A 19,972-nucleotide genomic window follows, 5' to 3' on the forward strand; every position below is an offset into this window, starting at 1 on the left:
TGCATCTGCCAGCGCCGACGAGTGCGGCCGTTCGGAGCGAAGGATGACCGGGGGACGACGCGGGGACGCCGCGGACATCCTCCTCGTCGAAGACAACCCGGGCGACGTTCGACTGACCCGTGAGGCGTTCGAACGGGGGAACATCAGCAACGAACTCCACGTCGTCACGGACGGCGCGGAAGCGCTGGACTTCTGCTATCGACGCGGCGCGTACGAGGACGCACCGCGACCCCACCTCGTCCTCCTCGACCTGAACCTCCCCAAAGTCGACGGAACCGAGGTACTCGAACGACTCAAAGGTGACCCGGACCTCAAGTCCATCCCCGTCGTCGTCCTCACGAGTTCGGAGGCGGAGACTGACGTCGTCGAGAGCTACGAGTTACACACGAACGCGTATCTGACGAAACCCATCGACCCCGACGAGTTCGTCGACCTCGTCCGGACGTTCGAGGACTTCTGGCTGACGCTCGTCAAGTTGCCGCCGCGGGAGGGGGGCGACAGATGAGTAGGGGCGAAGGCGAGTCCGCCGAACCCGACCGCGGGGAGTCGCTTCACGTCTTGCTCGTCGAGGACAACCCCGGCGACGTGCGGTACATCCAGGAGATGCTCAAAGACGCCGGCGAACTCTCCCAGCGTCTCGTGTCGCGGAACCGCGAACTGTCGGCGTCGGCGGTCGACGCTCCCACGCGGGAACCGACGCTCGTTCACGAGACCCGACTCGCCGACGGCCTCGACAGACTGGACGACACCCCAATCGACGTCGTCCTCCTCGATTTGAACCTCCCCGACAGCGAGGGGTTGGAGACGCTCCGGACGGTTCGAGAGCGCACGAGTGCGACCCCAATCGTCGTCATCACCGGACTGAGCGACCGGAAGACGGGGATGGACGCCCTCGAACAGGGGGCCGAAGAGTACCTCGCCAAGGGTGAGGTGAACCCGGACTTGCTCGTCCGGTCGCTGTACCACGCCATAGAGCGCAAGGCGCACGAACGCGAGCGAGAACAGTATCGCACGCTCATCGAGACGGTGAGCGACGGCGTGTACGCCGTCGACGACGACTCCCGGTTCACCCTCGTGAACGACGCGTTCGCCGAGATGACCGGCTACTCCCGCGACGCGTTGCTCGGGACGTCCTCGTCGCTCCTCGGGTGGGCCGACGAACCCGAAGACGGAGCGGAGAGCGTCGAAGCGGCCCGGACGGGGGTTCGCGAGGGCGAACTGCGGACCGCCGACGGCGACGCCATCCCCGTCGAATCGAACGTCTCGTCGTTCCCGTTGGAAGACGGCCGTCGAGGCAGTGCCGGCGTCGTCCGCGACATCACGGACCGGCGGGCGCGCGAACGGCAACTCGAACGCCAGCGAAACCAGTTGGTGACGCTCGACGCGTTGAACGAACTCGTCCACCGAATCTCCGCGGCGGTGCTCGAGTCGAGCACGCGAGAAGCGATCGAACGACTCGTCTGCGAACACCTCGCGGCGTCGGAGTCGTACGAGTTCGCGTGGTTCGGCGACCGCGACCCCACCGACGAGACGGTCAGACTGAGAGCGGAGGCCGGCGCAGAAGACGACTTCGAGGGATTCGGTGGCACCGCCGACGACGGACCGGCGGGACCGACGGCGAGAGCGCTCCGAGACGGCGAGGTACACGTCGTGCAGAACCTGACCGACGCGCCGTCGGACGAACGGTGGCGGAACCGCGCGAGCGAACGCGGCCTCCGCTCCGTCGCGGCGATTCCCGTCGGCTACGACGAGACGCTGTACGGCGTGCTGACGGTCTACTCGGAGCGTCCCGACGCCTTCGGCGACGACGAACGCGCGGTCGTCGGCCGACTCGGACAGGTCGTCGGCCACGCCATCAACGCCATCGAACGCAAGCAGGCGCTGATGAGCGAGGACGTGGTGGAGATTCGCTTCATCGTCGAGAACGCCTTCGACGTCGTCGACGCCCGGACGGCGACGGATAGCGAGATATCGTTCGACCGGGCCGTCCCCGTATCCGACAGCGTCTACCTCATGTACGGGACGGCCGACGGCGACGCCATCGACACACTCCGCGCACTCGTCGACGAGGTACCCCAGTTCGAGTCGCTGAACGTCTTCGACGACGACGCGGCGTCGACCCGGTTCGAGGTTCGACTCACCGAACCCCCGCTCATCTCGACGATTGCGGCCGACGGCGGGCGCGTCGAGTCCGCGACGATTCGGGGGTCCGACTACCACCTCGTCGTCCACGCTCCCCCGAGCGTCGACGTCAACCGGATGGTCGAGGCGGTCAGAGACGACTACTCGAACGCCGTCGTCCGGGCGAAGCGACACACGACGCGAACGACGCAGTCGGTGTCCAGCCTCGAATCGACGGTGTTCGAGGACCTGACCGAGAAACAGCGTGCGGCGCTGGAGGCGGCGTACTACGCGGGCTTTTTCGACTGGCCGCGGGAGTCCTCGGGCGAGGACGTGGCCGAATCGCTGGGCGTCTCCGCGCCGACGTTCCACCAACACGTCCGAATCGCCGAACGCAAACTGTTCGCGGAGATGTTCGAGTCGGACCACTGAGCAGCACCTAAAATTTTAGACTAGCCCGTTTTGCAGATAGACCATCACCGTCTAGTATGGTCGACAATATCGCGTTTTCTTCGCCTGCGGACGAGAAGGCCTACGAACTCGACGTCGAGTCCGACGGCCGACTCGTCGACGCACTCTCTGAGGGGTGCCGCCGCCACGTTTTGACGTATCTGCGGGGACGCCGCGACCCGGTCGAACTGGACGCGCTCGCACGACAGGTCGCCGCGTGGCGATACGACGCCGACGACGAGTCCGTCACCGAGGAACAGCAACGGCGGGAACTGGTGAGACTCCACCACGTCCACCTTCCGAAACTCGAAGCCGCCGCGCTCGTCCGGCGTCGGGGCGGCGGCGTCGTCGCGACGTTCCAGCGCTCCGACGTCGGCGAGGAGTGCGCCGAGCGCCTCGGTCACGACGACCACTATCCCGAAGCACGACTGGACGGACTGTTCGAGGTGCTCTCGAACCCGATTCGGATGAAACTCGTCGTCGCCTTCCAAGCGGAACTGGAAGCCGAGACGCCGTACACCGTCGCCGAACTCGCGGACGCCGTCTCTGCGGTCGACTCGAAGTCCGGCCGTCACGCCGGCCGGTCTGACCGACCCGCCGACGAGTCCGAGCGAATCGCGGTGGCGCTTCGACACGTCCACCTGCCGAAGATGGCCGACGTCGGCGTCGTCTCCTACGACCCGAACGGAGAGACGGCGGTGTACGAGGGCCACCCCGCCCTGTGGACGGAGTCGGAGTCCCCTCGCCCCGACGTCGTCGTTCGGAACTGCACCCAGTGCGGCGGGATGCGAGAACACGAAGTGGAGACGGCGCGCGAGGACCGGCACGACGCTCGGGGGCAGCGTCACCGAGAGCTTCGCTGTCTGTACTGTCAGCACGTCAGCGAACGAATCCTCGCCTGAGTGGGAGCGCGTGCCGTCGTCGCGGGGTCCGCGCCGCGAGAACGCCTACTCGACGTTCGGTGCCTTCTCGTCGGTTCGCCCCGGAATCTCCACCTCTATCTCCAACTCGGGTTCGCCGACGCCCTCGAAGTCGACTTCGAGTTCGACCGGTTCGCCGAACGCGAACGGGAGTTCCCACTCGTCCGTCGAGAGCGTCAGGTCGTCGCCGTCGCGGAGTTGTTCGCCGAGTGCGACGAGGAAGTCGCCCGCCTCCGCCGCGTCGAGGCGGAACTCCTGTTCGAAGTCGCGACCGGACCGAATCACCGTCTTCTCGTCTGTCGTCTGCTGGTCGTCGGACATGGCTGTGCACTATTTTAGGGGGGCCTAAATCAAAAAAGCCGGGGCCGATTTATGTTGTCGTCGCTACTCGCTAGTCGTGTTGGGACTGCGTTTCTTCGCGTGTGACCGCTGTGACACCGTCTTCGCCGACGTCGCGGAACCACCGTGGTGCGACGGGTGCGGCGGAGACGATGGGTGCGGCGGTGGGTCGTTCGCCGAGATTACGTCGCGGGTGCAGCGTGACGAGTACTTCTTCGCGCGGGGAGAGTAACGGCAGACTCCCTTCCCACGGGTACACGAGATGTCGTGACTTAGTCAGGAGACGTCCCGTCCACCGTGAGTTGACAGAGAATAGACACCTCTCGAAGCGTCGAAATCGAGAGAAGTAGTTCCACCAGGATTCGAACCTGGGTCGTTGCCCCCAGAAGGCAACAGGATTGGCCACTACCCCATGGAACTGGTACGTCTGCTGTCGTCGGCTCCGTCCAACGACGTACCTACACGTATCCAGTGCCGAACTATGAATGTTGCGAAACGGGTCACGTGACGATTCGTGGGTGGAAGCGAGCGAAGTGCAGCCACCGTTGGACCACACGGGTTCCGAAATCCGTCTGTCACGAACGGTGTTCGTCTCTGGTCTCTGAGCTAGCCTACGACTGGTGTGGCCTGTCGGCAATCTCCAACCGATTGACCCAGTCGAGTGCGTCGAAGTCGTCGTCGAACGAATACAGATACTCGACGCCTTCTCGTTCCATGTAGGCGGCAATCGTCGCGTCGCCGAAGGCGATGCCGTCGTATCGCTCGAACAGTTCCATGGCCCGTCTGAAGTCCTTCTGCGGTGCGTGGTGAACCTCGAAGCCCGAAGAGGCGTTGAGACGCTGGTACGTCTCTGTCGCCTTGTCGTGCCGATTGCGTCCGTGAATCCAGTTCAGCGTTTCCAGCAGGACGTAGGTCGTCACTCGACCGGTCGGCAGGTCCCCCGAGTCGATTCCGCGGACGATATCGAAGCCCGTGCTGTGTCGCTCGTCGTCGGCGTCGAACCCTGCGATGAGAACACTCGTATCGACGACAGCGGAGACCACTTACTGCTGCTCCGTCGCTTCGCTTTCGTGGCCCGCCAGGTCGTGCGTTCCGAGACCGTCACCGCCCATCGACACGGGCTCGAAGTCGGTGAAGGCTCCGTACTGCTCGTGGACCACGTCGACGCTCAGTTCGCCGTCTTCAGCGACTTTCCACCGAATCGTGTCTCCGGGCTCGATGTCGAGACGGCGACGAACGGCGGCCGGAATCGTCACCATGCCGCTCTCGCTCACCTTCGTCTCTTCGGTGGCCATGGTCGTCTGTAGGCGGTGACGGATGAGACATGTTGCGCCACATGTAGACCAGTAAACCAGCGTAGACCGACGGTGCCAAACCGGCTTCGTGGGGTCGCGCTGGCATCCGGTCGACAACGACGAACTCGACACCCGAACCGACCACGACGTTATCTCCGCTGTCGTCCTTATGACGGTGTGGCAGACACGAAGCGCGGCCGAGAGAAACAGGCTCGAAACGCAGAGCGACGGCGGTGGGAACGGGAGATGGCGGACGAGGTGGCTCGCTCCGACGAATCCGAACCCGAATTCGAACCCGAACCGGTGGACGACGAGGAGACCGCGGAGACCGAAGCGGAACCGTCGGGAGAGGCGTGCCACCGTCGCGGCTGTACGGAGCCCGCGGCGTTCGTCGTCGTCGAACGCTATCAAGAGGAGACTGGGCAGGGTGCCGTCGAGGCGAGGGCGGCCCTGTGCGTCGACCACACCGCCGAAGAAGGCCCGACGAACCTCGACCACGCCTATCCGGGATACGTGTTCCGCGTCGAACCGTTCCCGGAGACGACGGTGCAGAAACCGGAGTGAGCGAGCGACGAGCGAGGGGGAGCGCGGACCGTTCGCGCGGCCAATCGCCGCTGTCCGGGGGTTCAGTCCTCGCCGAGGGGGTTCGCGAGCGCGTCCTCGATAGCGTCGTCGCCGCCGAGCATCTCGAACGTCACTCCGTACGTACGCTCCGCGGTGAGCGCGGTGACGAGCGTCCGAGCGACGTCCTCGCGAGGCACGTCACCGTCCGGGTCGATGTCGGCGCCCGTTCGGATACGACCCGTTCCCTCCTCGTTCGTCAGTCGACCGGGTCTGACGATGGTGTACGTCAACTCGCTCTCGCGGAGTCTGTCGTCCGCCTCGGCCTTCGCCCGAAGGTACTCTCTGAGCGCTTCCGGGCCGTCTGCCGGCGAGTCGGCGCCGAGAGAACTCAACATCACGAACCGCTCCACGCCGTGCGCTTCGGCGGCTTCGACGAGGTTCACCGCGCCGTCTCTGTCGACGCCCCACACGTCGTCACCGCCGGACCCGGCGGCGAAGACGACGGCGTCACAGCCGTCGACGGCGTGCGTCACGTCCTCGGTCAGGTCGGCGACGACGGCCTCCGCGCCGAGCGCTTCGATATCGGCGACCTGCGACGCTTCGCGGACCATCCCACGAACGTCGTGAGCGCTCTCAGCCAGCAGTTTCGTGACGTGCTGTCCGACCTGTCCGTGAGAACCCGCGACGAGTACCTGCATCGTGAGTGAACCTCGGACCGGGAGTCGGAAGACGTCATCGGCCGTCACTGGTCGTCATCGGCCTCACCGGACGTCGCCCCGCCGGCGGCGGCCGTCGGCGGTCCGTCACCGGTCGACCGGTCGACCGCGACCGACTCAGGCCAGCGCGCTCCGGTCGACCTCGCCCTCGGCGAACGTCTCGACGATGCCCTCGCAGAACGCTTCTAAGTCGCCCGGGTTCCGACTCGTCACGACGCCAGCGTCGACGACGACTTCCTCGTCGACCCACTCGCCGCCCGCGTTTCGGACGTCCGTCTGAAGGCTCGGGTAGGAGGTGAGCGTCAGGTCCTCCACCACGTCGGCTTCGACGAGCGTCCACGGTCCGTGACAGATGACGCCGATTGGCGTCCCCGTCTCGAACGCCTCGCGGACGAACGCCACCGCGTCGCCGTCGGCGCGGAGTTCGTCCGCACCGACCGTCCCGCCGGGGACGAGAACGGCGTCGTAGTCGGCCGCGAGCGTGTCCGCGACGGCTCGCTCCACCTCGACCGTCTCCGCCGGTTCGAGGTCGTTCTCGACCGTCTGCACCTCGCCCGTCTCGGGGCCGACCACCTCGACGGTCGCGCCCGCCGCTTCGAGGGCGTCTCGCGGTTCGGTGAACTCGACCGATTCGGTGCCTCTCGGTGCCACCAGCGCTGCGACCGTCGTTCCTTCGAGTGTTTCGGACATGGGTTCGAATCGACACGAGCCAGCCCCATACGAGCGGTGCCTAACTCTGAAGGCCGCGCGTCGAGCGGTGCGCGGCAAACGAACGTGTACAATCCGCCACCTATTTACCCTCTGTCTATACACCCTCGTGTATGTACGTCGGACGATTCATCGTCATCGGTCCCGATTTCGGCGCGTACCGCGTCTCCTCACGGTCGTTCCCCAACCGCCGCGTCGTCGAGCGTGACGGCACGCTCACCGTCTCGCCGACGCCGGACGCGCCAGAGACGGACAACCCCTACATCTCCTACAACTGCGTCCGCGAGGGCGGCGACGGCGTCGTCGTCGGCAACGGGTCGCACGTCGACCCCATCGCCGAGAAGTTGGACCTCGGCTACCCCGCCCGCGACGCCCTCGCGGAGTCGCTGCTCGCGATGGACTACGAGAAGGACGACTACGACACACCGCGAATCGCCGGCGTGGTAGGCGAGCAGTCGTATATCGGCATCGTCCGGAAGGACGCCCTCCTCGTGCGTCCCGTCGAAGACGACCCGATGCTCGTCGCCACCTACGAACAGGCCGACCCGGGCGCCGTCACCTTCGACGGGAGCGGGTCGCCCGCCGAGATAGCCGAACGCGCCTACGAGATGGAGTACGAACACGCCGTCTGCGCCGCGGGCGTCACCTACGACGACGGCGACGCGGACGTGGGGTTCTACAACGGCGAGTAAGCGTCGTCCGCCGCACATCGTTTTTGCATCTCGCGCGTGTACGCGGAGCCATGCGAGTCGCCGTCATCTCGGACGTGCACGCGAACCGCGTCGCACTCGACGCCGTCCTCGCCGATATGCCCGACGTGGACGGGATGGTCTGTGCGGGCGACGTCGTCGGCTACAACCCGTGGCCCGCGGAGTGCGTCGCCGAACTCCGTCGCAGGGAGGTTCCGACGGTGATGGGCAACCACGACAGGGCCGTCGCCGCCGGGAGTTCGTTTCGGTTCAACAGCATGGCCGCCGCGGGCGTCGAGTACGCGCGAGAGCGACTGGACGAGGAGGCGATGGAGTGGCTCTCCGAACTCCCCACCGAGCGAACCGAGTTCGGCGGGCGAGTGAAACTCGTCCACGGCCACCCGGCGGACCCCGACCGGTACACCTACCCGGACGAGTTCGCGCCCGAGTTGCTCGAAGACGAGGACGTCCTCGTCCTCGGCCACACCCACGTACAGGGACACCGAACGTTCGACGGGGGAATCGTGATGAACCCCGGGAGCGTCGGCCAACCGCGCGACGGCGACCACCGCGCGGCGTACGCGATTCTGGACCTAGACGAGATGACCGTGGAGGAACGCCGCGTCGACTACGACGTCGACGCCGTCGTGGACGCCGTCGAAGAAGCGGGTCTCCCGGAGCGAATCGGGACGCGGTTGTACGACGGGCAGTGACACTCGCTGATTGCCGAGGCTCTCCTCGGCGACCGACGCGCGTCGGCTACGTCCGCGAATCTCGCCGAACCGGGACGTGGGCCGTCCCTTCGATACACACGGACATGTTCTTCACGTCACCGTCAGCGAACGGCCGGTCCGGCCGGACGACCGCCCCCGCGTCGACGCCGTCTATCGTCGCCGTCGCGTCGGTGACCGCCCACGTCCTGTCAGCCGTGAATCGATACGGCTCGCCGGTCCCGAACCGTCCGGCGACTTTGGTTCCGTTCGCGTCTACCAACCGGTTGAGGAGCGCCGTACTCAGCGCGCTCCCGAACCGAGTCCGGGCGACTGCGTCCGGCGTCACCGCAGACAGGACGTTCAACACCCGTGTCCCCACCGTCTTCTCGAACCGAACCTCGAACGCTATCGACGCGTCGTCGCTCACCACCGTGACGATTACCTCTCCGTCTCTCGGTCGGTCGATAGAGACGTCGGCGACGACCGTCCGGTCGAAACGGTGGTTCCCCGAGATGACGTCTCTCGCCACCGCCGAGTCGATGTAGAGCGTTCGTTCGCCGTCGGGAGCGAACACCCACACGTCGCTGAACGGAGCGAGGTCGTCCGGGACCGAACGGAAGTCGAACGCCCACAGACAGTATCCGCTGTCGAAGCAGATACCCGGGACGAACGTCCCCGAGAACGGTTCGAGTCTCGGGGATTCCGGTACCAGAGACTCGCTCGCGTCGCCTGTCGGTTGTACGGCTGATTCGGCCATCGTCGTGTCAGTTCGTCGTAAGCGTCGATAGCCGTTTTTCACGATGTCGAGGACAGTACGACTTTCCGGCGTTGGCCTCGTACGAAGGTACGGACAGTCCGCGAAAACGCTTTTTTCCGAGCCACACCGAGAGACACGCCATGTCGAAGCGAACGCTGTCGACGGACGCCGAGCACAGCACGACGCGGCGACGACTACTCACGGTCGCGAGCGCTGGCGTCGTCGCCGGCCTCGCGGGGTGTTCTTCGGGGCCCGGGGAGTCGACGCCGATTCCCTCCGAAGAGGCCACCGTCACCATCACGCTCGAGAACCGCGACTCGGTGCCGCGTTCGTACGAAATCGTCGTCGACCAGGGGTCGAGCGTGAGCGACCAGTTCTCGGGGACGGTTCCCGCCGGCGAGTCCGTCGAGATGGTCGCCTCGTTCAAACTGACGGACGAACAGTACGACTTCTCTATCAACACCGATGGCGGTCAACGCGGACAGACGTGGGACCCGACCGAGTGCGCGGACCTCGCCGTCGACGCGGCGATTCAAGACGGCAATCCGCAGTTCGAGACCCGCTGTCGGTCGGAGTGACCGTCGTGGACGGCCTCGCGGCCGCCGCGAACGCTCCGGCGTTCAGTCCGCCGTCCCGGTCTCGGTGACGGGCTCCAACCGCGCCGAGAAGTGCCTGAGTTCTTTCATGGGTGGTTCCTCCACAATCTCCAGTCCCTCGTAGAACGCGGCGGACTGCTTCACCTTCGCCGCCGTCTCCGCGACGTGTTCGAGGTGTTCGCGCGAGTACGTCCGGCGGGGGAGTGCGAGGCGGACGAGGTCGGGTCTGTCGGTGCCGGGGAAGGCGAACCCACCGAGTTCGACGCCGCGAACGCCCCCTTCGAGGTAGAGTGCGCAGACGAGTTCCTGTCCGGGGAAGCGGTCTTTCGGGACGTGCGGGAGGACGGACTCGGCGTCGAGGTAGACGGCGTGCCCGCCGGTCGGTTCGTAGACGGGCACCCCCGCCTCCGCGAGGAGACGGCCGAGTTCGGCCACCTGTTCGACGCGTTCTTCGACGTACGGCGGTTCGACCGCCTCTCTGAGACCGACCGCCATCGCGGCGACGTCGCGGCCCGCGAGGCCGCCGTAGGTGGGAAAGCCCTCGTAGAGGATACCGCGCTGTTTCGCGTGCTCGAACAGTTCGGGGTCGTTCATCGCCGCGAAGCCGCCGATGTTGACGAGGGCGTCTTTCTTGCCGGACATCGTGACGGCGTCGGCGTACGACAGTTGCTCGCGGGCGATGTCGGCGACGGCAGCGTCTTCGAACTCCGCCTCTCGCTGCTGGACGAAGTAGGCGTTTTCCGCGAACCGGCAGGCGTCGACGACGAAGGTCGCGTCTATCTCGTCGGCGAAGGCGGCCACCTCGCGCGTGTTCTCGACGCTCACGGGTTGCCCGGCGACGGAGTTGTTCGTGATGGTCTGGACGACGACCGGAATCGCGTCCGCACCGACGTCTTCGACCAGTTCCCGGCCCGCGTCGAGGTCGAAGTTCCCCTTGAACGGGTGGTCCGCGTCCGGGTCGCGAGCGAGGGGGTGCGGACAGTCCACCGGGTCGGCACCCTGATTGGCGACGTGGGCGCGGGTCGTATCGAAGTGCGCGTTGTTCGGGACGACGTCGCCCTCCTCGACGAGGACGCCGTACACGACGTTCTCCGCGCCGCGGCCCTGGTGGGTCGGGACGACGTACTCGAAGCCCATCACGTCGCGGACGGCGTCGCGAAGTTCCGAGAAGCTACTGCTGCCGGCGTACGCCTCGTCGCCGCGCATGAGAGCGGCCCACTGCTCCGCGCTCATCGTCCCCGTTCCGGAGTCGGTCAAGAGGTCGACGAACACGTCGTCGGCGTCGAGGTTGAAGACGTTGTATCCGGCCGCATCGAGAGCGTCCTCGCGTTCGGCCCGCGAGGGGAGCGTGATGGGTTCGACCATCTTCGATTTGTACGAGCGCATGCGGAGAAACACGCCGCCGGACGTGAAGGTCCTTCCCGACGGAAATCGGGCGACGACGGGCAGTCAGCGACGCTAGTGAACCGAGACGGGGTGTCGATGGTCGATATCTGCGCGGTGATGGACGGACTCGTCCGTCGGCGTCTGCTGTCGGGCGATGCGGCGGTCACGGCACCGTGGAGACCGGTCCGCGTACGAGAGCGAGCGAACGAGAGGGGCGCGACCGGTCGAGCCTCAGAACTCGTTTTGGACGATACGGAGCGTCTCTTCGCGGTCGTCCCACGCGACGAAGATGGCGACGGACGTCGCGGAGGTGATGACGTCGTGGATGTTGATACCCGCGTCGGCGATGGGTTGGACGATGTTCAGGATGACGCCCGGTCGGTTCGGGAGTTCGCCACCCGTGACGCGGATGACGGCGATGTCGTCCTCGACGGTGACGGAGGAGAGCGACTGCTCGTCGACGACTTTCGCGTGCAGGAGGTTCTCGGCCTCTTCTGCTCTCTCTTCGTCGACGTAGAACGTCACCGAATCCATCCCGGAGGCGACGGCGTCGACGTTCACCTCTTTCTCGCGGAGGGCCTGCGAGAGGTCCGCGAGGATGCCCGGTCGGTTCCGGATGGAGCGACCGGCGACGGTGACGCAGGAGAGCGGGTTCTCCTGCATGTCGATGAGGTTGTGGAACTCGCCTTCGATGAGCGTCCCGCCCGTGAGGAGGTTGCCGTGCTGATAGTGGACGACGCGGACGGCCAGCGTGTCGTCTTTGTAGGAGAGCGCGGAGGGAGCGACGACTTCGGCCCCGCGGAACGAGAGGTTGCGGAGTTCGTCGACGGTGATGCGTCCGACGTTTCGCGCGCCTTCGACGACGTGCGGGTCGCCCGTCATGACGCCCTCGACGTCGGTGACGATGACGACTTCGTCGGCGTCCATGTAGCGTCCGAGCATCACGGCCGTCGTGTCGGACCCACCGCGGCCGAGCGTCGTTATCTCGCCCGCGTGGTTCTGCGCGAGGAACCCGGTGATGACCGGGACGACGCCGTCTAACCCCTCTGCGAGTTCGGCGGCGCGACGCTGGGTCTCCTCGACGTCGACTTCGCCGAGGTCGTTCGTGATGACGGGCCACTCGTCCGCACCCGGTTCGACGAACAACGCGTTCACGCCGCGGGCGGTGAGTGCGGCCTTCAGCATCCGGACGCTGGTCCGTTCGCCCATCGAGACGATTTCGGCGCGGTCGCGGTCGTCCGCCTCGAACCGAATCTCGTCGAGGAGGTCGTCCGTCGTGTTGCCCATCGCGGAGGCGACGACGGCTATCTCGTGGCCCTGTTCGACCGCGGCGGCGATGGAGTCGGCCGCGCGGTTGATTCGGTCACCGCTCCCGAGCGAGGTGCCGCCGAACTTCGCGACTACGCGCACGGTCGGTCCTCCGTTCGGTCCGCCAGACGAGACTGAGACTGGTGCTGCATCATGCGCGGGGATAGCGTAGGGCCGGGTATAACTGTGTCTCCCTGTTCAACCGTTGCCGACGCCGACAGTCCGTCCGCCCGTCAGTCTACGCTGCGTGAGTTGTCTTTATCCGTGACGCGTGGTAACGAGTAGTATGGACGCGGACGTACGCGACGCCCTGGAGACGGACGCGGAGTCGTTGGCCGCCATCGCCGACGTGCCGACGGACGTGATGCGCAACGTCGTCCACGACCGAACGGTTCGCGTCGTCGAGCGTCGGCGGTCGACGACCGACCCCAACGTCGACACCGACGCCGACGAGACGGAACTGCTCGGATTCGTCGCGTTCGACGTGCGCGACACGACGGTCCACGTGACCCAACTCGGCGGGTCGGTCGAAGCAGTCGAGCGACTGCTGGGTGAACCGGTTCGCTTCGCCTCGAACGAACGACTCGACGTGGAGTACCTCGCGACGGCGTCGGCGACGGACCTCCACGAAGCGGCAGAACGGGCGGGGTTCGAACGCACCGGACCCGGACCACGGTTCCTGGGCGAAGAGACGGTGAAGTTCCGACTCGACCCCTGAGCGGTCGCCGGAGCGGTCGCGGTCGAACCGCGGCGGTCACGGATAGCGTGCCGTTTCAGTCGCGGGAGACGCTTCAGTCGTCGGCGAATGCTTCAGTCGTCAGCGGCCGTTTCGGTCGCGGGAGACGCTTCGGTCGGAATTTCGTGAGTCGACAGTTCCGCGGAGGGGACGAGAAACTCCGCCGGGTCGAACCCGTCGAGTTCGTCGCCGGCGGCGACGCGGTGCGGCCAGTCGGGGTTCGCCAGCGCACTCGTCCCGAGCGTCAGGAGGTCCGCGCCCGTCCGCAGGACGGAGCGTGCGGTGTCCGGGTCGCCGAGGCCGCCGTTCGCGACGACCGGTGCGTCTCCGTACTCGACGGCGTACTCGGCCAGCGTCGGCCCCTCGTCGCCGAACGCCGGAGCGGTGATGTCCGGTTCGGTGACGTGGACGTAGTCCGCGCCGGCGGCGGAGAACGCCTCGAAGAACGCTTCTGCGGCCTCCTCGCCTTCCGCCCACTCGTAGCTGTCGTCGACGACTTTCGTCTGCGAGACGCGGACGCCGACGACGAACTCCTCGGGCAGTTCCTCGGCGACGGCTTCGACGACGCTCGCGGGGTAGCGGACGCGCGCCTCGGGGTCGCCGCCGAACTCGTCGTCGCGTTGGTTCGTGTCGCTCGCGAGGAACTCGTTGAGCAGGTAGCCGTTCGCGCCGTGAATCTCGACGCCGTCGAATCCGGCCTCCTGCGCGTTCCTCGCCGCGTCGACGAAGCCCTCGCGGGCCGCGTCGAGGTCCTCGCGCGTCGCTTCCGTCGGGACGGCGAACTCGCCGGTCCCACCGTACGCTTCGGCCTTCTCGCCCGGCGGTTGGACCGCCGACGGTGCGAGCGTCTCGTCGCCCTCGACGTGGGGGTTACCCTGCGCCTGCGCCCCGGCGTGCATCAACTGCGCGAAGATGGGCGCTCCGGCGTCGTGGACCGCTTCGGTCACCGTCGTCCACGCTTCGACCTGTTCGTCGGTGACCAAGCCGGGTTGGTTCAGGTAGCCCTGACTGTAGGCGTCGTCGGTGTAGGTGCCCTCGGTGAGAAGGAACGAGAAGCCGCCGTCGGCGAACTTCGTGTAGTACCGCGCCATCTCGTCGGTCGCGCGGCCGTCGTCCGTCGCACTCACCCGCGTCATGGGGGCGAGTCCGACGCGATTACCGAGTTCCAGTCCGTTCAGCGCAGTCGACTCGAAGAGCGGGTCGGCGTCAGTCATCACCCGGCGTTGGGTCGGGGAACACAAGAACGAGACGCGGAAATGCCGGACCCGCGCACATTCCGTGTGCTGACGCGGGGCATACGGAGCGCGATGAACAGTCGGAGCGCGAGGAACGGTTCACTCGGTCGTTGGTGGACCGGCGCGGCAGTGCTGGCGGTTCGAACAGTCCGCTCAGGCGAACTTCCGAACGGTCATGTCGAGGGTGTCGAGGTCCACGATGGGCGCGTAGCCCGAGTCGGGGTCGATGTTGACGGACTTCTGGAAGTCGGTCTGCGACTGCCAACAGCCGGAGTTGACCGCGAGGACGTTGTGGTACTTGCCCCAGCCGAGTTTGTGGACGTGGCCGGTGTGAAAGATGTCCGGCACCTCCTCCATCACGAGGTAGTCTTTCTCTTCGGGTGCGAGGCGAGTGTGGCCGCCGTACTGCGGCGCGACGTGGCGCTTCTTCAGGAGTTGGTACATCGCCTTGTGCGGTTCGTCGTAACTCGCCGACTCCGCGGGGAGTTCCGCGATGACTTCGTCCAAGGAGACGCCGTGGTACATGAGCACCTTCACGCCTTCGAGCGTCACCATCGAGGGGTTGCTCACGATGCGGGCGTCGTGGACGTCCATGATGTCGCGGAGTCGGTCGTCGAACCCGGGTTGCGGTTCCGCGAGTCGGACCGCGTCGTGGTTGCCCGGTATCATCACAATCTCGATGTCGCCGGGCACCTCCTTCAGGTGCTCTGCGAACTGCTCGTACTGGTCGTAGATGTCGACGATATCCAACTCCTCGTCCTGATTCGGGTAGACGCCGACGCCCTCCACCATGTCGCCCGCGACGAGGAGATACTCCACGCGTTCGGCCTCCTGCGTGTGAAGCCAGTCGGTGAAGCGATGCCACGCCTCGGCCATGAACTCCTGACTCCCGACGTGGACGTCGGAGATGAGTGCGGCCTGCACGTCTCTGTCGGCGGTGTTCGGTTTGTACGTCCGGGGCACGTCCGGCGAGTACATCGAGTCGACGAACATGATTCCGGCGTCACCCGAGAGCGTCCCCTCAACGGCGATGCACTCGTCCATCAGGAGTTCGTCGACGGCGGAGGCGAACTCGCGGTCTTTCATCACGAGACAGGGAAACGTGCCCGTCGTGTCCTCCAACTCGACCAACCAGTGACCGCTGGCGGTCGACCGGATGTCGTTCACGAGGCCGACCATCGCGGCGTCGCTGCCGCCCGACATCGACTGAATCGCCTCGGCGGGACGGTGGTTCACCCGCCCGCGGAGTTGCCGAGAGAGCTTCTCGTATCGGTCTTTGAACACCTTCACGAAGTCGCCGTACTCGCCGGTACCGGTGCTCTGTCCGGTCATATCGTTCTCTATCTCGAGCGAACGGAGCGAGCGGTCGGGATTTCGACCGTTCCAGGACCCCCCCGTTTCGGGTGGACCGGTCGTCTCGGTGGCGGTGGTCGTGTCAGCCGAAGTTGCAGTCGAAGTCGAGGGGTTCGACGTTCGCGACGCGGAGGCGTTCGACGCTTGCGACGCAGAGGCGTTCGAGGCCTGCGTGGCCGATTCGGCGTCCGTCGGCGTCGGGTCGGAGACGGCGGCGTCGGTGGCGTTGGCGTCCGCGTCGAGGACGGCCCGCACGTCGGCGGCGGTGACGCGGAACGCGTCAGGTCCGGCGTGTTCGACCGCACGCGCGAGCGTCGTACCGGGGTCCGCCGCACCGGCGATGAGCGTCACGGCCTCTCGTTCGGCGTTGTAGCCGTGGCGCGCGAGTTCGCGGACGATTCGGGCGGGCGTCTCCAGAGGCACACCCGTCGAAGGACGAGGCCGAAGAAAAGCGTACTGAAAACCGAGACGCTCTTCCCAGAAAGTTGAAACTCGGTGACGGCGAATCGAGGGGTAGATGAACGACGACCAGGGCGAGACAGGCGTCGACGACGCACCCCGTCCGGAACCCGACGCGTCGAATCGCGAATCGTCGAAGACCCCCCTCCACCGACTGCTACACGCGCAAGACGGCGTCCTCCTGTTCGTCCGCGAGGTACTCGTCAGCGTCTCCGCCGTCGTCGCACTCGGTCTCCTCCTCTTCGCCATCAGCGGCGTCTGGCCCCCGATGGTCGCCGTCGAGAGCGGAAGTATGGAACCGGAGATGTACCGCGGTGACCTCGTGTTCATCACCGCGCCCGACCGGTTCACGCCCGGGTACGCATTCGAGGATACCGGCATCGTCACCGTCGACATCGGCACCGAGGAGGGCTACACGTCGTTCGGCGGGGCGGGGTCCGTCGTCGTCTTCGACCCGCCCTCCCGCATCGGGTCGCCCATCATCCACCGCGCGCACTTTCACGTCGAGAAGGGAGAGAACTGGTACGACAAGGCGAACCCCGACTACATCAATGCGGAGAACTGCGAGGAGTTGCGCTACTGCCCCGCCCCGCACGCCGGGTTCATCACGAAAGGCGACGCGAACGCCCGCTACGACCAAGCGAGCAACATCGCCGAACCGGTCAGACCCGAGTGGATAGAGGGCGTCGCTCGACTCCGCGTCCCCTACCTCGGGTACGTTCGACTCGAACTCGCGGGGATGCTCTACCCGTCACCGGTGGCGGCGGAGTCCCTCGCCGACGAGAACAGGCCTGCGTCCGCAGACCCCCTCGGTTTCGGGTCCACGACTCGAACAGTCGGCGTCGCGTAACCGTCGGTCGTATCTCACAGTCACGTCCGGTTCAGTTTCGGAAACCATCGGAGAATCGGTGACTCGCCGAACCGTGCAGTTGTCGAACCGTTCAGTTGTCGAACCGCGCTTGGACGAACGGTTGCGCGTTCTCGATGTCGCCGAGACGCGAGTCCGACAGGAGAACGGCTTCCGTCTCGTCGATAGGGACCGAGAGCGAGATTTCTTTCGTGCGGCCGTACCGGCCCTTCGAGACGACGACGGCGTTGACGATACCGAGCATGTCGAGTTCGGAGATGAGGTCCGTCACGCGCCGTTGAGTGAGGATGTCGGCGTCGATCTCCTCGCAGAGGCGTTTGTAGATGTTGAACACCTCGCCGGTGTTGATGTTGCGGACGCCGTTCTTCTCCAAGAGGATGATGGCGAAGAGGACGATTTTCGACTGCGTCGGGAGGGTGCGGACGACTTCGACGACCCGGTCTAACTCTATCTTGTCCTGCGCCTGCCGGACGTGCGCTTCCTCGACGGTGTCGGCCTGCCCGCGTTCGGCGAGTTCGCCCGCCGTCCTGAGGAGGTCGAGTGCGCGCCGGGCGTCTCCGTGCTCCTGCGCGGCGAAGGCGGCGCAGAGCGGAATCACGTCGTCGGTGAGTGCGCCGCCTTTGAACGCGACGTCCGCGCGGTGTTGGAGGATGTCGCGCAACTGGTTCGCGTCGTACGGCGGGAACACGATCTCCTCCTCACCGAGACTCGACTTCACGCGCGGGTCGAGAAAGTCGGTGAACTTCAGGTCGTTCGAGATACCCATGATGGAGATGCGCGAGTTGCTCAGCTCCGAGTTCATCCGTGAGAGGTTGTACAGCGTGTCGTCGCCGGATTTCTCGACGAGTTTGTCTATCTCGTCGAGCATGATGACGACGACGCGTTCGTTGTAGTCGACGGCGTCGAAGAAGGTCGAATAGACGCGGTCGGTCGGCCACCCCGTCATCGGTACCGTCTCCATCTCCTCTCTGTCCGTCTCCAACTGCTCGATTCGTTCCTCGACGGCCTCGACGCTGTCGAAGGAGGTGTCTTCTAACGGGGCCGGGGACTCTCCGACGCGCGTTCGGAGGTCTTCGAGTCGGTCGAGTCGGTTCTCGATGATATCGAAGTTCTTCTCGATGAACTTGTTCGCGAGTTGCGCGAGGACGCGGTACTGGGTGTCCGTCACCTCGCAGTTGATGTACTCGACCTCGCAGGGGACGTCGTACTTCTGGGACGTCGACTCCAGTTCCTGACTGACGAACTTCGCACTCGCGGTCTTTCCTGTCCCCGTCTTCCCGTAGATGAGGATGTTCGAGGGCGTCTCCCCGCGGAGTGCGGAGACGAGAATCGTCGCCATCTGGTTTATCTGCTCGGTCCGGTGAGGCAGTTCGTGAGGCGTGTACGAGGGGCGCAGGACCTCCTTGTTCTCGAAGATGGGTTCGCCGGAGAGTAGGTCGTCGAACAGTCCGCGACTGTCGCCGTCGTCGTCTTCGAGGACGACTTCGTCCAAACTCACGTCCGTCGACGCGTCGTCTTCGACGCCGCCGTCTTCGGCGTCGCTCGGGCCGATGCTCTCGCGGATATCGATGTCCTCGGCGGTGACCGCTTCGCCGCTCTCGGCCCTCTCTGACGCGTCGGACGCGTCGGAAGCGTCGGACGCGTCAGAGGTGTCGGACGAACTGGACGGGTCGGACGAGTCGGACGCGTCGGCGGTGTCTGTCTCCGGCCGGTCCGTTTCGCGGCTCGCCTCCGTGGACTGCGGTGAGTCGGTCGCCGAGTCTTCGGGTGGCCGCGACTCCTCGTCCCGGTCTGATGTCGGTGTGTCGTCGTCCATGTGTGTGACCCCCTCGTTTCGACTGGAAACCGCTCCGTAAACGGCCCACAACGGGCGTGACGTCGTGTTTGAGTGCAACGTAACACCACGAAACCGAGACGGGAGCGTCCAGATGATGCAGACGAACCAGACGAACAGGTGCTACAAAAAACTTGTCTATCGGTCGCACGGTCGGTGTCGAGCATTCCTCGAATGTGCCGCTGCCGGCCCACAGTGGTCGGTGAGTAATCGATACGGGTGCTCCCGACGTGCGAGAGTGAGAACAGCCTCTGCTGTCGTGTTCGAATCGGATTTAGACGTTCAATAGGCGACAGAATAGGCGGTCGACCGCGAGGGTTTTCGACCGGAAGCAGGGGGTGGTGCCGAAAAATCGGAAGAGAGGGGGAGCGTTTCGGGTCTGGACGCTCACCAGAGAGAGTTCGTAGCCGCCGTCTTCGGACGAGTGAGTCGATTCGAGAGTGTATGGACACGAAACGGTGGAGGGGGTCACCTCCCCCACCCCTTCGTTTCGGGTGGAACGCCAATCGAAGGGGGTGGGGGTCTCGCGGGGACTTCTTCGAACAGGTGGTTTTATTACTTAACCTGTTCAACCAAACCCGTAGTAGAGAAAAGAGTATAATTACACTGCTTCACCTATCTAGGATAAGACCGTTCTACCGGTCATCCGAGCAGACGGGGGGACCCGTTCGCCCGGTTCCACCCGAAACGAAGGGGTGGGGGTGTTGTCGCCTTCGACCCATCGCTTCGCTTCGAACCGGATAGACGGGAGGTGCCTGGTCCGCGAACACACAGAAGGCGTTTCGAAACCGCCGGTTCGTCCTCGACCACTCATCGTCTGTTCGACACGAAACCAGGGTGATTTGAGAGTGCCCTGTGTTTCACGTCCACAGTTTCCAGAACAGAGAACCCCCTCAGTCGCCGTCGCGGATGCACCACCGTATGG

At 65.5% G+C, this 19,972-nt stretch carries 21 protein-coding genes and 1 tRNA gene; 10 read left to right on the plus strand and 12 right to left on the minus strand.

Features of this window, described 5'->3' with window-relative positions:
- The first annotated feature begins 43 nt into the window (after window positions 1-43).
- Genes BM282_RS00515 through BM282_RS00525 form a run of 3 tightly spaced genes read left to right on the plus strand, consistent with a single transcriptional unit; the run spans window position 44 to window position 3,473 of the window.
- Entirely contained in the window at window positions 44-505 is a 462-nt protein-coding gene (locus BM282_RS00515; RefSeq protein ID WP_089875747.1) for a response regulator, read from the plus strand.
- Window positions 502-2,553 (plus strand): bacterio-opsin activator domain-containing protein, encoded by a 2,052-nt coding sequence (locus BM282_RS00520; protein WP_089875749.1) that lies wholly within the window; start codon window positions 502-504, stop codon window positions 2,551-2,553. Before BM282_RS00515 ends, BM282_RS00520 begins: the two co-directional genes overlap by 4 nt.
- 56 nt (window positions 2,554-2,609) lie before the next feature.
- Window positions 2,610-3,473: a DUF7344 domain-containing protein gene (locus tag BM282_RS00525; RefSeq protein ID WP_089875751.1), complete on the plus strand. Its 864-nt coding sequence runs from the start codon at window positions 2,610-2,612 to the stop codon at window positions 3,471-3,473.
- Between the two features lie 45 nt (window positions 3,474-3,518).
- Here BM282_RS00525 and BM282_RS00530 read toward each other — a convergent pair whose 3' ends face one another.
- The gene (locus tag BM282_RS00530; RefSeq protein ID WP_089875753.1) at window positions 3,519-3,812 is read right to left on the minus strand and encodes an amphi-Trp domain-containing protein; all 294 of its coding nucleotides are present in this window, start codon (window positions 3,810-3,812) and stop codon (window positions 3,519-3,521) included.
- A 76-nt stretch (window positions 3,813-3,888) separates the two neighbouring features.
- On the opposite strand from BM282_RS00530, the gene BM282_RS18325 reads away from it, so the two are divergent.
- Entirely contained in the window at window positions 3,889-4,062 is a 174-nt protein-coding gene (locus tag BM282_RS18325) for a hypothetical protein (protein WP_175501323.1), read from the plus strand.
- A 115-nt stretch (window positions 4,063-4,177) separates the two neighbouring features.
- Here the strand turns inward: BM282_RS18325 and BM282_RS00540 are convergent.
- The 3 genes from BM282_RS00540 to BM282_RS00550 all read right to left on the minus strand — a co-directional run bounded on the left by BM282_RS00540 (window position 4,178) and on the right by BM282_RS00550 (window position 5,125).
- Window positions 4,178-4,250, minus strand: a tRNA-Gln gene (locus tag BM282_RS00540).
- A gap of 191 nt (window positions 4,251-4,441) precedes the next feature.
- Entirely contained in the window at window positions 4,442-4,873 is a 432-nt protein-coding gene (locus tag BM282_RS00545; protein WP_089875757.1) for a type II toxin-antitoxin system VapC family toxin, read from the minus strand.
- Window positions 4,874-5,125 carry an AbrB/MazE/SpoVT family DNA-binding domain-containing protein gene (locus BM282_RS00550; protein WP_089875759.1) on the minus strand — a complete coding sequence of 84 codons (252 nt, stop codon included), beginning with the start codon at window positions 5,123-5,125 and terminating at the stop codon, window positions 4,874-4,876. It lies immediately after the preceding gene.
- Window positions 5,126-5,302: 177 nt separating this feature from the next.
- On the opposite strand from BM282_RS00550, the gene BM282_RS00555 reads away from it, so the two are divergent.
- Entirely contained in the window at window positions 5,303-5,689 is a 387-nt protein-coding gene (locus tag BM282_RS00555) for a hypothetical protein (protein ID WP_089875761.1), read from the plus strand.
- A gap of 62 nt (window positions 5,690-5,751) precedes the next feature.
- Here the strand turns inward: BM282_RS00555 and BM282_RS00560 are convergent, their stop codons facing one another.
- Both BM282_RS00560 and BM282_RS00565 read right to left on the minus strand, forming a co-directional pair.
- The gene (locus tag BM282_RS00560; protein WP_089875763.1) at window positions 5,752-6,387 is read right to left on the minus strand and encodes an SDR family oxidoreductase; all 636 of its coding nucleotides are present in this window, start codon (window positions 6,385-6,387) and stop codon (window positions 5,752-5,754) included.
- A 135-nt stretch (window positions 6,388-6,522) separates the two neighbouring features.
- On the minus strand, window positions 6,523-7,095 hold the full coding sequence (locus BM282_RS00565; protein WP_089875765.1) for a type 1 glutamine amidotransferase domain-containing protein: 573 nt from the start codon (window positions 7,093-7,095) through the stop codon (window positions 6,523-6,525).
- 131 nt (window positions 7,096-7,226) lie between these two features.
- Here BM282_RS00565 and BM282_RS00570 point away from each other — a divergent pair, with 131 nt between their 5' ends.
- Window positions 7,227-7,805, plus strand: a complete 579-nt coding sequence (locus BM282_RS00570) for an IMP cyclohydrolase (RefSeq protein ID WP_089875767.1) — start codon at window positions 7,227-7,229, stop codon at window positions 7,803-7,805.
- 50 nt (window positions 7,806-7,855) lie between these two features.
- On the plus strand, window positions 7,856-8,515 hold the full coding sequence (locus tag BM282_RS00575) for a metallophosphoesterase family protein (RefSeq protein ID WP_089875769.1): 660 nt from the start codon (window positions 7,856-7,858) through the stop codon (window positions 8,513-8,515).
- A gap of 46 nt (window positions 8,516-8,561) precedes the next feature.
- Here the strand turns inward: BM282_RS00575 and BM282_RS00580 are convergent, their stop codons facing one another.
- Window positions 8,562-9,272: a hypothetical protein gene (locus tag BM282_RS00580; RefSeq protein ID WP_089875771.1), complete on the minus strand. Its 711-nt coding sequence runs from the start codon at window positions 9,270-9,272 to the stop codon at window positions 8,562-8,564.
- A gap of 140 nt (window positions 9,273-9,412) precedes the next feature.
- Between BM282_RS00580 and BM282_RS00585 the strand changes: the two genes are divergently transcribed.
- Window positions 9,413-9,850, plus strand: coding sequence for a hypothetical protein (locus BM282_RS00585; protein WP_089875773.1), 438 nt, complete (start codon window positions 9,413-9,415; stop codon window positions 9,848-9,850).
- A gap of 42 nt (window positions 9,851-9,892) precedes the next feature.
- Here the strand turns inward: BM282_RS00585 and BM282_RS00590 are convergent, their stop codons facing one another.
- A complete protein-coding gene (locus BM282_RS00590; RefSeq protein ID WP_089875775.1) occupies window positions 9,893-11,254 on the minus strand; it encodes a tryptophanase in 1,362 nt (453 codons plus the stop codon).
- Between the two features lie 231 nt (window positions 11,255-11,485).
- Window positions 11,486-12,664, minus strand: coding sequence for an aspartate kinase (locus BM282_RS00595; RefSeq protein ID WP_089875777.1), 1,179 nt, complete (start codon window positions 12,662-12,664; stop codon window positions 11,486-11,488).
- Window positions 12,665-12,848: 184 nt separating this feature from the next.
- On the opposite strand from BM282_RS00595, the gene BM282_RS00600 reads away from it, so the two are divergent.
- Complete coding sequence (locus tag BM282_RS00600) at window positions 12,849-13,280, plus strand: hypothetical protein (protein ID WP_089875779.1); 432 nt, start codon at window positions 12,849-12,851, stop codon at window positions 13,278-13,280.
- Window positions 13,281-13,372: 92 nt separating this feature from the next.
- Here BM282_RS00600 and BM282_RS00605 read toward each other — a convergent pair whose 3' ends face one another.
- Together BM282_RS00605 and BM282_RS00610 are read right to left on the minus strand one after the other, a co-directional pair.
- On the minus strand, window positions 13,373-14,512 hold the full coding sequence (locus BM282_RS00605; RefSeq protein ID WP_089875781.1) for an oxidoreductase: 1,140 nt from the start codon (window positions 14,510-14,512) through the stop codon (window positions 13,373-13,375).
- Between the two features lie 174 nt (window positions 14,513-14,686).
- Window positions 14,687-16,309, minus strand: a complete 1,623-nt coding sequence (locus BM282_RS00610; protein ID WP_089875783.1) for a DNA-directed DNA polymerase II small subunit — start codon at window positions 16,307-16,309, stop codon at window positions 14,687-14,689.
- A 94-nt stretch (window positions 16,310-16,403) separates the two neighbouring features.
- Here BM282_RS00610 and BM282_RS00615 point away from each other — a divergent pair, with 94 nt between their 5' ends.
- Window positions 16,404-17,195 carry a S26 family signal peptidase gene (locus BM282_RS00615; protein ID WP_089875785.1) on the plus strand — a complete coding sequence of 264 codons (792 nt, stop codon included), beginning with the start codon at window positions 16,404-16,406 and terminating at the stop codon, window positions 17,193-17,195.
- Between the two features lie 91 nt (window positions 17,196-17,286).
- On the opposite strand, the gene BM282_RS00620 is transcribed toward BM282_RS00615, so the two are convergent.
- Window positions 17,287-19,029, minus strand: a complete 1,743-nt coding sequence (locus tag BM282_RS00620; RefSeq protein ID WP_089875787.1) for a Cdc6/Cdc18 family protein — start codon at window positions 19,027-19,029, stop codon at window positions 17,287-17,289.
- Window positions 19,030-19,972 lie beyond the last annotated feature (943 nt).

Source organism: Halogeometricum limi (genome assembly GCF_900115785.1).
Lineage (GTDB): Archaea > Halobacteriota > Halobacteria > Halobacteriales > Haloferacaceae > Halogeometricum > Halogeometricum limi.

What these genes read in the sequence shown, in the direction of transcription:
- BM282_RS00600 (WP_089875779.1), top strand. Translation starts at nt 12,849, where the DNA reads ATGGACGCGGACGTACGCGACGCCCTGGAGACGGACGCGGAGTCGTTG.
- BM282_RS00530 (WP_089875753.1), bottom strand. Translation starts at nt 3,812, where the DNA reads ATGTCCGACGACCAGCAGACGACAGACGAGAAGACGGTGATTCGGTCC.
- BM282_RS00620 (WP_089875787.1), bottom strand. Translation starts at nt 19,029, where the DNA reads ATGGACGACGACACACCGACATCAGACCGGGACGAGGAGTCGCGGCCA.
- BM282_RS00520 (WP_089875749.1), top strand. Translation starts at nt 502, where the DNA reads ATGAGTAGGGGCGAAGGCGAGTCCGCCGAACCCGACCGCGGGGAGTCG.
- BM282_RS00525 (WP_089875751.1), top strand. Translation starts at nt 2,610, where the DNA reads ATGGTCGACAATATCGCGTTTTCTTCGCCTGCGGACGAGAAGGCCTAC.
- BM282_RS00585 (WP_089875773.1), top strand. Translation starts at nt 9,413, where the DNA reads ATGTCGAAGCGAACGCTGTCGACGGACGCCGAGCACAGCACGACGCGG.
- BM282_RS00605 (WP_089875781.1), bottom strand. Translation starts at nt 14,512, where the DNA reads ATGACTGACGCCGACCCGCTCTTCGAGTCGACTGCGCTGAACGGACTG.
- BM282_RS00590 (WP_089875775.1), bottom strand. Translation starts at nt 11,254, where the DNA reads ATGCGCTCGTACAAATCGAAGATGGTCGAACCCATCACGCTCCCCTCG.
- BM282_RS00550 (WP_089875759.1), bottom strand. Translation starts at nt 5,125, where the DNA reads ATGGCCACCGAAGAGACGAAGGTGAGCGAGAGCGGCATGGTGACGATT.
- BM282_RS00560 (WP_089875763.1), bottom strand. Translation starts at nt 6,387, where the DNA reads ATGCAGGTACTCGTCGCGGGTTCTCACGGACAGGTCGGACAGCACGTC.
- BM282_RS00565 (WP_089875765.1), bottom strand. Translation starts at nt 7,095, where the DNA reads ATGTCCGAAACACTCGAAGGAACGACGGTCGCAGCGCTGGTGGCACCG.
- BM282_RS00615 (WP_089875785.1), top strand. Translation starts at nt 16,404, where the DNA reads ATGAACGACGACCAGGGCGAGACAGGCGTCGACGACGCACCCCGTCCG.
- BM282_RS00575 (WP_089875769.1), top strand. Translation starts at nt 7,856, where the DNA reads ATGCGAGTCGCCGTCATCTCGGACGTGCACGCGAACCGCGTCGCACTC.
- BM282_RS00570 (WP_089875767.1), top strand. Translation starts at nt 7,227, where the DNA reads ATGTACGTCGGACGATTCATCGTCATCGGTCCCGATTTCGGCGCGTAC.
- BM282_RS00580 (WP_089875771.1), bottom strand. Translation starts at nt 9,272, where the DNA reads ATGGCCGAATCAGCCGTACAACCGACAGGCGACGCGAGCGAGTCTCTG.
- BM282_RS00515 (WP_089875747.1), top strand. Translation starts at nt 44, where the DNA reads ATGACCGGGGGACGACGCGGGGACGCCGCGGACATCCTCCTCGTCGAA.